15 protein-coding genes are annotated in these 12,444 nt (G+C 42.1%); 12 read left to right on the top strand and 3 right to left on the bottom strand.

The window, feature by feature from the left end:
• A partial coding sequence (locus Q0081_RS21520) for a hypothetical protein (RefSeq protein ID WP_298358349.1) occupies nt 1-258 on the bottom strand: 258 nt, incomplete at its 3' end.
• Between the two features lie 75 nt (nt 259-333).
• Here Q0081_RS21520 and Q0081_RS21515 point away from each other — a divergent pair.
• From Q0081_RS21515 to Q0081_RS21470, 10 genes are all read left to right on the top strand, one after another.
• Nucleotides 334-1,278 carry a TaqI-like C-terminal specificity domain-containing protein gene (locus Q0081_RS21515; RefSeq protein WP_298358347.1) on the top strand — a complete coding sequence of 315 codons (945 nt, stop codon included), beginning with the start codon at nt 334-336 and terminating at the stop codon, nt 1,276-1,278.
• The gene (locus Q0081_RS21510) at nt 1,275-2,429 is read left to right on the top strand and encodes an AAA family ATPase (RefSeq protein WP_298358345.1); all 1,155 of its coding nucleotides are present in this window, start codon (nt 1,275-1,277) and stop codon (nt 2,427-2,429) included. The genes Q0081_RS21515 and Q0081_RS21510 overlap by 4 nt, the downstream gene beginning before the upstream one ends.
• A gap of 9 nt (nt 2,430-2,438) precedes the next feature.
• Nucleotides 2,439-3,065 carry a hypothetical protein gene (locus Q0081_RS21505; protein WP_298358344.1) on the top strand — a complete coding sequence of 209 codons (627 nt, stop codon included), beginning with the start codon at nt 2,439-2,441 and terminating at the stop codon, nt 3,063-3,065.
• A 428-nt stretch (nt 3,066-3,493) separates the two neighbouring features.
• Nucleotides 3,494-4,156, top strand: a complete 663-nt coding sequence (locus Q0081_RS21500; protein ID WP_298358342.1) for a rubrerythrin family protein — start codon at nt 3,494-3,496, stop codon at nt 4,154-4,156.
• Nucleotides 4,156-4,641 carry a hypothetical protein gene (locus Q0081_RS21495; protein WP_298358340.1) on the top strand — a complete coding sequence of 162 codons (486 nt, stop codon included), beginning with the start codon at nt 4,156-4,158 and terminating at the stop codon, nt 4,639-4,641. The genes Q0081_RS21500 and Q0081_RS21495 overlap by 1 nt, the downstream gene beginning before the upstream one ends.
• A gap of 132 nt (nt 4,642-4,773) precedes the next feature.
• Complete coding sequence (locus Q0081_RS21490) at nt 4,774-5,220, top strand: ubiquinol-cytochrome c reductase iron-sulfur subunit (RefSeq protein WP_298358338.1); 447 nt, start codon at nt 4,774-4,776, stop codon at nt 5,218-5,220.
• Nucleotides 5,221-5,274: 54 nt separating this feature from the next.
• Complete coding sequence (locus tag Q0081_RS21485; RefSeq protein ID WP_298358336.1) at nt 5,275-6,186, top strand: DUF5777 family beta-barrel protein; 912 nt, start codon at nt 5,275-5,277, stop codon at nt 6,184-6,186.
• 25 nt (nt 6,187-6,211) lie between these two features.
• Nucleotides 6,212-6,760, top strand: a complete 549-nt coding sequence (locus Q0081_RS21480) for a YceI family protein (protein WP_298358334.1) — start codon at nt 6,212-6,214, stop codon at nt 6,758-6,760.
• A 4-nt stretch (nt 6,761-6,764) separates the two neighbouring features.
• Complete coding sequence (locus tag Q0081_RS21475) at nt 6,765-7,505, top strand: hypothetical protein (RefSeq protein WP_298358332.1); 741 nt, start codon at nt 6,765-6,767, stop codon at nt 7,503-7,505.
• 623 nt (nt 7,506-8,128) lie between these two features.
• Nucleotides 8,129-8,809, top strand: coding sequence for a polysaccharide deacetylase family protein (locus tag Q0081_RS21470; RefSeq protein ID WP_298358331.1), 681 nt, complete (start codon nt 8,129-8,131; stop codon nt 8,807-8,809).
• 141 nt (nt 8,810-8,950) lie between these two features.
• Here the strand turns inward: Q0081_RS21470 and Q0081_RS31950 are convergent, their stop codons facing one another.
• Nucleotides 8,951-9,280 (bottom strand): LytTR family transcriptional regulator DNA-binding domain-containing protein, encoded by a 330-nt coding sequence (locus Q0081_RS31950; RefSeq protein WP_409034086.1) that lies wholly within the window; start codon nt 9,278-9,280, stop codon nt 8,951-8,953.
• A 122-nt stretch (nt 9,281-9,402) separates the two neighbouring features.
• Complete coding sequence (locus tag Q0081_RS21465; RefSeq protein ID WP_298358329.1) at nt 9,403-11,115, bottom strand: GMC oxidoreductase; 1,713 nt, start codon at nt 11,113-11,115, stop codon at nt 9,403-9,405.
• Nucleotides 11,116-11,256: 141 nt separating this feature from the next.
• Here Q0081_RS21465 and Q0081_RS21460 point away from each other — a divergent pair, with 141 nt between their 5' ends.
• Both Q0081_RS21460 and Q0081_RS21455 read left to right on the top strand, forming a co-directional pair.
• Nucleotides 11,257-11,856: a phospholipase D-like domain-containing protein gene (locus Q0081_RS21460; protein ID WP_298358327.1), complete on the top strand. Its 600-nt coding sequence runs from the start codon at nt 11,257-11,259 to the stop codon at nt 11,854-11,856.
• A 72-nt stretch (nt 11,857-11,928) separates the two neighbouring features.
• Nucleotides 11,929-12,228, top strand: coding sequence for a hypothetical protein (locus Q0081_RS21455; RefSeq protein ID WP_298358325.1), 300 nt, complete (start codon nt 11,929-11,931; stop codon nt 12,226-12,228).
• Nucleotides 12,229-12,444 lie beyond the last annotated feature (216 nt).

Here is a 12,444-nt window from a genome sequence, read left to right as displayed (position 1 = left end):
TTTGGAGCCAATCGGGTCTTTAACGATGCCGATACCTACGTTTGCATTGCTTTTTTTTCTAAATAAGCCAATGCAGGTTTTAAACTCCAAAAATTTGCCCACCGAACCAATTTTATCCAACACCTCAACGACGAATCTCGCTACGAATTTATCAGCTACGAAACCCTCGACCGTGCCGCCAAAGCCTACGGAGGCAACCAATGGATATTTTTCAGAACCGCCGAAGAATACCAAATCTTTGAAAAGATATATCAGCATCCGAATAAAATAGAGGATTTATTTGAAATTTTTGTCGGTTTACAGACAAGCAACGACAATCTATTTTTGATTGAAGTGGAACGAGAGGATGAAGGATATTTATACGGCAAAAACAAACTCAGTGACCGAGTGTGGCAAGTAGAAAAGACGTTTTTTAAGCCCATGCTGCGCGGGCGCGATGTACAACGCTATGCCCCTTTACACACCGATAATTACGTCTTTTTTCCGTATCAAGTACAAAACAAAAAAGCTGCGGTAGTACCCCTCAAAACCTTTGAGGACAATTATCCCTATACGTTCCAATACATCATGGAGCAAGAAGCCATTTTTAAAGCGCGAGAAAGCGGGAAGGCGGCCAAAATGCCCCATTGGTACGAGTATATTTATCCCAAAAACCTTGTCAAGTTTGAGCAACCCAAGCTTTCGAGCATGGAAATCTGCACCACACACCCCAACGTGACGCTCAATGAAGGTAACTTTTATCATGCTACTACGGTGTATAGTTGGGTCAAAAAAGAAAATATTTCAGCGAGTTACGAATACCTTTTGGCCATTGCCAACAGTGCTGTAATGTGGTGGTTTTTGAAAAACACGGGCGATACCCTTCAAGGCGATGCTCGACGTTTTAAAAGTAATTACCTCAACCCATTTCCCATCCCCTTGGCTGTGAGTGTGCAATATCAAGAAGCCATTGCGCACTTGGTAAAATACGTCATCTACCTCACCGATACGGCACACCCTCAGGTTCACCCGAGCATTGGCAATGGTGCCGTGGCTCAATACCTGCGGCAAGTCATAGACGGCTGTGTGTTTGAGTTGTATTTTGGCGAAGAAATGAAAGCCAAGCGTATTGACATCTTGCCCTTTGTCGCTACCGAAATCAAGCCCTATGACGGGCAGCCGCAAACCATTTTGCAGGTGTATCAGCAGTGGCAACAGCCCGATAGCCAAGTCAGAAATCGTCTCAAACTCATGGCCATCGAAAGCCCTCATACCATAGCCCACATTCTGAATGTATGAAAAAAATAGACCGCTTGGTAGTGAAAAATTTCAAGGCGTTTAGGGACCAAACGTTTGAGTTTGGCGGCAAAAATGTCCTGCTCTACGGTAACAATGGAAGCGGCAAAAGTTCGCTCTATTGGGCTTTATACACTTTTTTGCAAAGTAGTGGCAAAACCGATGCCCAACTGCAAGCCTATTTTCAGCATTTCGAGGAGCAAAACCCTGCAACCTTCCGAAGTTTGAAAAACGTTTTTGCACCAACTGACCAAGACGTACTGGTTGAAATGACCTACGTGGAAGACGACGGTACAAAAACCATTAAGACCATATCGCCCGCCCTCATCAACACCATCGGCGATGCAGTACTTCAAAAAGCCAATTTAGCCTCTGATTTTATCAACTACAAACTGTTGCAAAACTTCTACAACGTCACGCACAAGCAAGAAGTAAACCTGTGGGAGGTATTTTGGCGGGATGTATTTCCGTATTTTGAGGAAAACGGTAAGAGCTATCGGGAGCAAATGGAGAACTTGGAACTACCCTTAATTCAAGAAAATCAAGGGAATGTGAATACATTTATTTCAGATGAAACAGTAGTAATTGCTGGTGATATAGCGGAAAATGGCCCAGAAGAAAGCCCAGATGAAGTTCTAATAGAAAACGACATAATTCAAGAACAATTCCAATTAAAACTGGAAACAATCAACAACGAAATTTTATCTTTCATTACTCAAATAGAAAATAACGCCAATGACTTTTTAAAAGCCCATTTTTATGAGGGGAAGGATTTTCTGAAACTCCTTTTGAAATACAAAACTACCATTGATGAGCGTTGGGTGCGGGAGAAAAACGATGCATTAACCAACAACAAAATTCCGCAAGGGGCTGAAATCAAACTTTGGGTAAGTATGTATGATGCTCAAACCCAGCAATGGATAGAAAACCATCGTCCACAATCGTTTCTCAATAAAGCACAACTTACCCGCATTGCATTGGCGATTCGGATTGGGGCCTTACGAACACGTCCACCCCGAGAAAACATTGATTTTAGGGTGCTATGTTTAGACGATTTACTGATAAGCCTCGACATGAGCAATCGTCATAAAGTAATAAAAATGCTACTCAATGTAGATAATAACCCCGCATTGGCTTTTTTCGATGACTACTAAAAAATCATCTTGACGCACGACAAAGGCTTTTTCAATCTACTCAAACGTTTTACTACCGCCACCGAATGGAAGTACTTTGAACTTCACAGAGATGAAAATGGGCAGCAAGCACCAGTGCTTCTTCCCCAAAAAAGCCATTTTGAAAGAGCAAAAGAATATTTTGATGAGTCAAGATTTGATGATGCAGCGTTGCATTTAAGAAAAGAAATAGAATTTATTCTGAAGAGCTACTTTAACACACATTTACAGGCTGAAAGTCAATATCAAACCTTGTCTAATTTGATTGCTAAAGCAAGGGAGAAAATTACAGAAGAACATCGGCGAAGATTTAATAAATTCACAAAAATACCTCTAAATTATATTCAAAGATTAGGAACCGATTTTGAATCTGATGCAATTCTGAATCGAGAGGAAAAACAAAAACTCAGAGGTTTTAAAATGGCATTTGTTCGACTACTTGAAGAACAACATAGAAATCAAGATGAGGCCACATGGTTGATTGATAAAGTTAATGTAATCGTTGATTTTAATTTAAATACGAATGCTCATGATTCTACCCAGCCTAACTATCACGAAGAAATCAGCGAAGCCCTTGATGTTGTAAAACGTCTCAGGGACTATTTTGAGACCTTGTAAACAGCCATCGCTAAAATCTACAACGCCAGCTATAAATTTTACAATGCTGAAAAGGTTTGGAACGTTGATGTCGAGATAGGCCTCTGGGTTTGCGTAGCACGGACTTATGGAGGTCGAGATTCTAGTGGTTAAAGCCATTAGCGGTGTCTTCACCGCCAACAAGTTTGCAGGTGAAAAACACCTGCAAAGGCAAAAATAACAGGTTTCCAGTGTTTGAAAGTGTCGGACAATCATCTCCGACACTTTTTTTGTGCTTTACCCCACCTTTTAACGCCAGTGGCGGTGCTAACCCCACCATTAAGTTTATAGGTGAAAACAGAGACCTCTGTCATGTGTGAATGTTGTAACAATGCTCAAGCATTGTGTAATGCTTTAAAGAAAGAAAGGTATCAACTTTGAACTGTCAAAAATTCTAACCGACAGTCCCAATGAAAAAGCTCTTCAACGCCTATAGTTTATTATTCGCCTCCTCCATTGTTTTGATGGTGTCTTGCGAGAACAAAAAAACAACAACTGACACAATGACTACAAAACAACACATGGAGGCAGAAGCCAAGACCATTGAAAACATGCAATCTGCTTATAAAGGGGAGGTGACCGCCGTTGCTAAATACGCTGCTTTTTCCAAAAAGGCAGAGGAAGAGGGGTATCATAAAATTGCCTTGCTTTATAATGCTGTTTCAGCGGCTGAAAATATTCATTCAATGAATCATAAGGTGGTGATAGAGGACGCGGGAGCAACGGTGCCCTCCATCAAACCCGAATTTACCGTAAAAACAACCAAGGAAAACCTGCACGATGACATAGAAGGAGAAGCGTACGAAGCAACTGCTATGTATCCCGAATTCTTAAAAACAGCCGAAACGGCTGGTAATGAGATTGCCTCTCTAAGTCTTACGTATGCCCTGAAAACGGAAAAGAAACATAAGTTCTTTTTTGAACAGGTCTTAGGGGATATTAACAGCAATACGTTGAATAGTATGCCTTCTACTTATTTTGTTTGTCCAGTCTGCGGGAATACCTACTCAACGGCACCAAAGCATTGCGACTTTTCTTTAACTGACCGGATAAAATTTATCAAATTCGAATAATGATAAACCAGACCCACCTGCATCTTTTGATTACGCACCTTCCGATATTCGGTTCCCTGTTCGGCGGACTTGTTTTAGCCTACGGTCTGTGGACTAAAAGTGATCAAACAAAAACAGCCGCCTATATTCTTTTTATTATCTCTTCGATTGGAGCTGGTATCGCTTATTTGACAGGAGAGGCGGCAGAAGAAACAGTTGAAAACATACAGGGCGTTGTTGAATCTACCATAAAGCAACACGAAGATTTTGCCTTAATTTCATTGATAGCTTTGATTGCATTAGGTGTTTTTGCACTTATTGGACTGTTTTTGACGGTTAAAAAATCACCGCTCACCCGACCCGTGGCAATCATTACTTTTTTGATTTCACTGGTAAGTTTTGGTTTAATTGCCCGAACAGGCTATCTGGGAGGACAGATCAGGCATACTGAAATTAGCAGTAACCCAACAAACCCTACTGAAAATTCGGAAAGAGAAAGCGATTGATTGATGTCATTCATAACTTTTGAAAGTGCCGGCAAAGCTATTCGGCACTTTTTTTGTGCTTCACCCCACCATTTTATTGAAAATACCGTCTTGCTGACGAACCACAAAACAGCACTTTAACAAACATTGAAAATGACTAACCAAGAGAAAATCAACCGTAATGCATTTTTGAAGAATTTAGGATTAAAAGGGGCTGCCCTGGTGGCCGTCTATTGTGCCAGAAACAGCCTGACAAGTTGCCAAAATGATTCGGGCGTCACGCCCTTAGCGGGAGACATTATCCTTGATCTTACCGACCCTAAATATGCTGCTCTTAAATCGGCTAACGGTTATGTAGTGCTTTCTTCTCAATACGTAGTGGTAGCTCGTACCGGTACAGATATTTATGTGGCCGTAACGCTCATTTGTAGTCACCAACAACAGCGTGAAATCACGTATAGATCAGGAGAGTTTTATTGCACGGCCCACGGGGCTCGTTTTGACAACACGGGTAAAGGACTGAATACTGAAGGTAAAAAAGGACTGACGGTTTATCCAACCGTACTAAGCGGAACCACCCTTACCATCAAAGCGGCTTAACTCTTCTTTTATTGTGTCAGGAAAAAATGCCTGACACTTCATAACACCATCCCAATGAAAAAATATCTCTTCCTTTTATGTATCAGTTTTATTTCTACTATCTCGCAAGCTCAGGATGACTTGTTGGATGAACTTAATAAAATACAAAAGCCCGTTATAAGCTATGCCTCGGCTACGTTCAAATCAACCCGAATTGTATCGGGGCATTCGATTGAGACCGTTGCCGCCAAACACCTTGATTTTAGAATTTCGCACCGGTTCGGCGCGGTGAATTCGGGCTATCAGCAATTGTTTGGTCTGGATCAATCCCAAATCCGTTTGGGATTTGAATTTGGCCTTACCGACCGCCTCACCGTCGGTGTGGGACGCAACAGTTACCAAAAAACCTACGATTATTACGCCAAATACAAATTGTTACGGCAATCATCCGGAGCCAAACTAATGCCCGTCACCGTGGCATTGTTGGCGGCAGCTTATACCAATACCTTGCCATCTCAGCCCAGTGCCCGTTTTTTCAATAATTTAGAACGCCAAACGTACTGTGGTCAGTTGTTGATTGCCCGAAAATTTGGCGAGCGGGTTTCTTTACAGCTTACTCCTTCAATCCTTCACCGCAACAAAGTCGAAACCGAAAACGACGCCAATACCTTATACAGTTTGGGAATGGGCGGACGCTTCAAACTCACTCGACGTACGTCTTTCAACGTAGAATATTACTACACACCTACCACCGTGGGTGGGATTTCTCTGCGCGATCCGCAGTTTAAAAATGCCCTTTCCATTGGTTTCGACATCGAAACGGGTGGGCACGTGTTTCAACTGCACTTTACCAATTCAAAGGGAATGAGCGAAAAATACCTCATCGGCCAAACCGAAGGTACGTGGCAAAACGGCGATATTTTCTACGGATTCAACATCTCAAGGGTCTTTAGCTTTGACAAAAGTGCGAGGAAAACAAACAAATAATTTTATTCCCAAAAATCAAACAATCATGAAAGTACGATTTGTTATTCCATTGATTACCCTATACTTTATTGCTTTTCAGGCACAATCTCAATTGTTCATTACGCAGGCGGGTGAAACAAGCTTTTTTTCCGAAACTCCTTTGGAAAATATCTCCGCGCTTAATAAACAGGTAGCCGCCATTATCAATATCGCCACTTCGGAAGTAGCGGTGAAGATTCAAAACGTGGCGTTTCACTTCCCCAATAAACTCATGGAGGAGCACTTCAATGAGAACTACATGGAATCTGAAAAATATCCCAACTCGACATTTAAAGGAAAGATTCAGGAAGTGATTGATTTCAAAAAAGAAGGGGTATATGATGTGTCGGCCAAAGGCATTTTAGAAATGCACGGGGTAAAACAGGAACGAATCCTCAAGGGAAAACTGACCGTTGGAAAAGACCAATTAACTTTTATTTGTAACTTCGACGTAAAACTCATTGACCATAAAATAGAAATTCCGACCTTGGTGATAGCTAAAATCGCCGAGTCACTTACCGTCAAAAATCGTTTTGTCTTTACTGCAAAAAAATAAAACAATGAAAACCCTTCACTACTTCCTCTTTATTGGTCTAATCGGGATGCTTGTTTCCTGCCTTTACGAAAAACCCACCCCCGGAACTACGTCAAACACGAACGACCCAACGAATCCCGCCAATGGTACGAATACTGCCACGGGCGTCACCCTTGCCTGTACAATTACGCCAAACACAACGACCGGTGACCAAGTTTGTTTTAACACTCAAATCCTTCCACTGATTGTGAGCAATTGCGCTACGAGTGGCTGCCACGATGCCAAAAGCCGTGCCGACGGCTATGAGCTAACGAGTTACAAAACCATCACAAGCAAGGGTATTAATACCGGAAAGCCACTCAGTAGCAGGTTATATCAAGTCATGATGGATACCGGAGAAGACCGAATGCCCCCGTCGGCACCGCTCTCCAAAGCCCAAACCGATTTGTTTCTGAAGTGGATTCAACAGGGAGCAAAGGAAACCATTTGTAACGTAAGTGTGGACACGGCCAACGTAACCTTCTCAAAATCAGTGAGGCCTATGCTGGATACCTACTGTGTCGGTTGCCATAAAACAGGTGCTGCCTCAGGAAGTGTTCTTTTAGACAGTTATACGGGCGTAAAAATCTACGTGGATAATCAGCGGCTTTTTGGTACGATGAGTTCGCAACAGGGTTATTCACCTATGCCTCCCATTGGAAAATTAACGGATTGCCAATTAGTAGTAGTTCAAAAATGGATTTTGAAAGGAGCGAAGAATGATTAAAACCGTGGTTTTATGAAAATTCCTCAGAATCGCTTTCTCAATACTTTTGTGATTCTCCCACTAATAGATCCTGTCTGATGGCGGGCTTTCCAGAAATTCCGTCTTCTGCCATTATCCCTATCTGTACAGACGATGGCAGAAAATGGTTAGCTAAAATTTTTTGGTTTACTATTTGGGTAACAATTTAATAGCCGTAATCGTATTTTGGGTTCTTTCTTTATAAAACCCCGTCACTGATTTACCATTGGCATCTACCATCTATCGACCTATTAATATCGAAACTATCCTACTCTATTCATGCTTGCTGAAAACCTCTTTATCCTTCTATGGATTAGCTTTATAGACTTTGTAAAAATAGAATTAATCTACTTTTTCGGGTACGTATTTCAGGGATAAATTGTTAACTTCGGGCAGCCATTGAAGCCACTAAAGACTGTGGTTACATCATTTGAGGTCGTTTACACACCTTTTTTAATAAGTTGTTTATTATCAGTTGATTAGTTAAGATGTTTTAAAATTAAAGTGTGTTCGCGTTCTTCATGGTACTTATTGGCGGTGGAATACTGTTCGGTATATTTTTTACTTTTTTGTTTTGTAAAAAACAGGGAAAGCTTCGGGTACTGATGTATCACAAAGTAGAAACTCGTCAACAGGATTTTTTGACGGTTACGCCCGGTCAATTAGAAGAGCATTTGAATTATCTGCAAAAGGAAGGATTTACCTTTGTTTCCATCGCCCAATACTTTAGCCATCGGGTTCTTCCTAAAAAGGCTGTTCTATTAACTTTTGATGATGCTTATCTCAGTACGCTTGGAAATGCCTATCCTCTCTTAAAACAATACGATGCCCGCGCTACTGTTTTTGTACCTACGGCTTATGCAGGTAAAACGAGTTTATGGGATATAAAGTCGGAACCCATCCTATCGGCAGAGCAACTTCGCAACTTAGACAGTACGGTTTTTGAATTGGGCCTGCACTCTCATACGCATCGCCATTACGGAACAGTTTCCAATGAGTTTATTCAGGAAGACTTGCAGAAAAACATTCAGTTCTTTGAAGACAATCATTTATTGTACAGTTCTGCTTTTGCCTATCCCTACGGTGGTCGCCCAAAAAAGAGAGCGGACAGAATTAAAATGCAGCGGATTCTGTCAAGGTACGGAATCAAATACGCGTTTCGCATTGGGAACGGAATAAATCGTTGGCCGCTTTCCAGACCTTTCGAGATTCAACGCATTGACATACGAGGTACTGACAGTTTAGAAGAGTTTACCCATAAAATCAAGTATCCAAATAAGGTATAAATACTTTATAGAGCATTAAGAAGGAATTTCTAATAGCCAAGTTAAATACGATTATCTATAATGTTTAGATTATTGTAATGTTTAAAATGCCCTACGTCAATGATGCGGGGTATTTTTTTATAATAAAAAGCGGTAAAAGGCTCAAGTCTGTGAAAGCGAAACCTGTTGGACAGCTTTTCTTTTCGGTGATTTTTTGGGAGGCCCTAAGATTTCGATTTTTCGTCTTCGCGAAATTTGTGCTGTAAATCCGGATTGCATTTGAACCCCATCCTCCGAAAACCCAGAAATATAGGTGGGATTAACGGCACTTGATTTGTGAGTACGCAATAAGCCCAATCGTTCGCAGATTTTTTCCAAATTTCGTGATGATCTAAACTGTGTGCCGTCAAGTAATACCAAAATAGTATACCTTCTGTCACCGACAGCATATTCCACTTCTTCACCATTGATATGTATTCCGTTTACTAACATATATATTTTGAACTGATGTCTTAGGTGTGATTTCTAACTCGATACCAGCCATGGATATTGAGTTTTTTTTCGCTCGTTTGCGTTTGCAACGCGAACGCCGGGAAAGCGCGTTGCAAACGCATTTATATATTCCCCTTCCGCATTTCCTTCACGGCATAGTCTACCGCCCTCGCTGTGAGAGCCATGTAGGTCAGCGATGGATTTTGGGTGGAAGTGGAGGTCATACAGCCGCCGTCGGTGACGAATACATTTTTACAGGCGTGCATTTGATTCCATTTATTGAGCATCGACGTTTTTGGGTCTTTTCCCATCCGGATGCCGCCCATTTCGTGGTTTTCGTTGCCGGGTACGCGTTTGGTATCAGCAGTTTTGATATGGATAAAACTGGCTTTGGTGAACATTTCCGAAAACTGCTCGTAAAAATCCTTCACCATTTTTAGGTCATTGTCATCAAAATCGACCGACATCCGCAGTTGCGGAATTCCCCAATCGTCTTTCAGGTTCGGGTCAAGGCGCACGAAATTGCTTTCTTTAGTGACGACTTCCCCCATCATATTGGCACTGATATTCCAGCCTTCTTCGGAAGGTTTGGCCAGTTGTTCTTTGAGATCTTCCCCAAACAATCCGTCGGTCGGATTGCCCATTTTTGACGACCCCATCGAAGCGGCATAACCTCGCAAAAAGTCAGTTTCCTGTTTATAAACGTTCCGAAAACGCGGTACGTAACTGCCATTAGGACGCTTGCCTTCGGTGGTGGTATCGTGAAATCCATCGTACTCGGCGGAGACCCGCCCGCGGTAATTGTGAAAGCCAATGTATTTTCCCAACACGCCGCTGTCGTTTCCAAAACCGGTAGGAAAACGATTGGAGGTAGAATTAAGCAAAATCAAATTGGAATTGAGCGCCGAGGCGTTTAAGAAAATGATTTTGGCGTAGTATTCCGTCATTTCCTTCGTGTTGGCATCTACGACACGCACGCCCGTTGCCTTCTTTTTTTGTTCATTGTAAATAATTGAATGCACGACCGAATGCGGTTTCAGGGTCATTTTGCCCGTTTTGTCAGCCCATGGCAAGGTGGACGCATTCGTGCTGAAATAGCCCCCGTACGGACATCCGCGCTCACAAAGCGTCCGATTTTGGCACTTGGCGCGTCCCTGTTGGTAGTGAATCGGCTTCGGTTCGGTGAGGTTGGCCGAGCGCCCGATGATGATGTTTCGGTCTTTGTAGTTTTTAGCTACTTGCTGGCTGAAGTGTTTTTCAACACAACTCATTTCGTGCGGGGGTAAAAATTCTCCGTCGGGCAGATTAGGCAGACCGTCTTTGTTGCCCGAAATCCCCGCAAATTTCTCCACGTAACTGTACCAAGGCGCAATATCTGCGTAGCGAATGGGCCAATCGACCGCAAAACCGTCGCGGGCCGGGCCTTCAAAATCAAAGTCAGACCAACGCTGCGTTTGACGCGCCCACAGCAGCGAGCGTCCGCCTACCTGATAGCCACGCATCCAGGAAAAGGGTTTTTCCTGCACAAAGGGATGTTCGTAATCTTTGACCACAAAGTGAAGCGTCGGCTCTTTAAAAATATAATGCCCACTCGAAGCAGGACTTTTTTGTTTTAATTCCAACGGGACCTCTCCTAAATGAGGAAACTCCCACGGATTTTTCATCGCCGTGGGATAATCAGTTATGTGTTTTACATCGCGTCCGCGTTCCAATACGAGCGTCCGTATGCCCTTACCGGTCAGTTCTTTGACGGCCCAACCGCCGCTGATACCTGTGCCAATCACAATGGCATCGAATGTGCGCTCTTTGATGGAATCTATGTTGAAGTATGACATAAACTAATGGCGTAACGGCTTTCTTTTAAAAAGGAAACTTGATTTTGAATTACTGCTAATTTAACTAAAATATTGGAACGGGGTTGGTTTCAAGATTGCCTATATTTGAAAAAATGTTTTTGTTCATCACAGTCCCATTGTATGCTCTTAGACAACGAAAATCAAAATAAGAAAGTCCATGAGTGGATTACAGACCATACAGCCAAAGGGCAAATGTCTATTGTGACAGGCTATTTTACGATTGGAGCATTGGCTTTTTTAGCACGATATACCCAAGACAAAGTTAATTCTTATCGTTTTGTATTAGGTGATATTGTTAATTTTGACGCAAATCGCGAACGCTCATTAGATTTGCTCAACGAAAATATCAGCATTGAGGCCGCACTTAAATTGGGGCAACTGGCACGAGAAGCAGTTGCTTTTTTGGAATTGGAAAAAGTGGAGGCTAAAACCCTGGAGCCCAACTTTTGCCATGCCAAAGCCTATATTTTCAAAACACCTTCCTCCGGTGTTGACCCCAAAAACGATTATTACATTACAGGAAGTTCTAATTTAACCGAGGCGGGAATTGGCCTAAAAAAAACCAATAACATCGAACTCAATACGGCAAATTTTGGCGCAGACGCTCAATTTAGAGAAATTACGGAATGGTTTGAAACACTGTGGAACCGACCGCAAGCCCACACTTATAAAACCGTCAAATTAGATAACGGAAAAACAACTCAGTTGCGTTTTATATAATAGTGATTATGCGGAAATAAAAGTTAAACTGATGCGCGACTATTACCTTTGAGATTATTAACGAAATCATAAATGAACTATTCAGAAATACGTCAGAATCAGACTCAGTTCCTATCCTTGACCAGCTTGACCGTAGCCGAGTTTGATTATATGTGCTCAGAGTTTGATATAGATTGGCAAAGATATTATCGTTATCACACTTTAGAAGGCAAAAAGCGGGCTTTTGCTTCCTATAATGAACACGGTAATTCTCAATTATTGGGTACTTCTACCAAATTATTTTTCCTATTGAACTATCTAAAGTCTAACCGCGTCGGCGGTCCGAAATTTACAGCAGCAACAAGCAGCCAATTTCAGTATTTCGCAGAGTAAAGTTTCTCGTATTAGTGCCATTTTGTTGATGGTGCTAAATCAGACCTTGAAACGCATGGGTCTAAGCCCAATTCGTAATGGGTATCAACTCAAAGAACAGCCGCATCGGCCTTTAGATTTGTGCGATGTAAAAATTCCAAGAAAATCATAACTTAGAATTCTCTCAAAGTGAGAGTAAACCAGCGGCATCGGCCGTCCGAACCAGTGGGGATGCCT

Origin of the sequence: Runella sp., from assembly GCF_027484545.1 — a bacterium.
In the GTDB taxonomy this organism is placed as follows: domain Bacteria; phylum Bacteroidota; class Bacteroidia; order Cytophagales; family Spirosomataceae; genus Runella.
The sequence above is the reverse complement of the archived record's forward strand: the minus strand, read 5'-3'. Positions and strand labels throughout refer to the sequence as shown.

Bases quoted from the DNA above. Each gene is read 5' to 3' on its own strand.
- Q0081_RS21455 (WP_298358325.1), top strand. From the start codon at position 11,929: ATGAACTATTCAGAAATACGTCAGAATCAGACTCAGTTCCTATCCTTG.
- Q0081_RS21470 (WP_298358331.1), top strand. From the start codon at position 8,129: ATGTATCACAAAGTAGAAACTCGTCAACAGGATTTTTTGACGGTTACG.
- Q0081_RS21490 (WP_298358338.1), top strand. From the start codon at position 4,774: ATGACTAACCAAGAGAAAATCAACCGTAATGCATTTTTGAAGAATTTA.
- Q0081_RS31950 (WP_409034086.1), bottom strand. From the start codon at position 9,280: ATGTTAGTAAACGGAATACATATCAATGGTGAAGAAGTGGAATATGCT.
- Q0081_RS21475 (WP_298358332.1), top strand. From the start codon at position 6,765: ATGAAAACCCTTCACTACTTCCTCTTTATTGGTCTAATCGGGATGCTT.
- Q0081_RS21495 (WP_298358340.1), top strand. From the start codon at position 4,156: ATGATAAACCAGACCCACCTGCATCTTTTGATTACGCACCTTCCGATA.
- Q0081_RS21460 (WP_298358327.1), top strand. From the start codon at position 11,257: ATGCTCTTAGACAACGAAAATCAAAATAAGAAAGTCCATGAGTGGATT.
- Q0081_RS21500 (WP_298358342.1), top strand. From the start codon at position 3,494: ATGAAAAAGCTCTTCAACGCCTATAGTTTATTATTCGCCTCCTCCATT.
- Q0081_RS21485 (WP_298358336.1), top strand. From the start codon at position 5,275: ATGAAAAAATATCTCTTCCTTTTATGTATCAGTTTTATTTCTACTATC.
- Q0081_RS21465 (WP_298358329.1), bottom strand. From the start codon at position 11,115: ATGTCATACTTCAACATAGATTCCATCAAAGAGCGCACATTCGATGCC.
- Q0081_RS21510 (WP_298358345.1), top strand. From the start codon at position 1,275: ATGAAAAAAATAGACCGCTTGGTAGTGAAAAATTTCAAGGCGTTTAGG.
- Q0081_RS21480 (WP_298358334.1), top strand. From the start codon at position 6,212: ATGAAAGTACGATTTGTTATTCCATTGATTACCCTATACTTTATTGCT.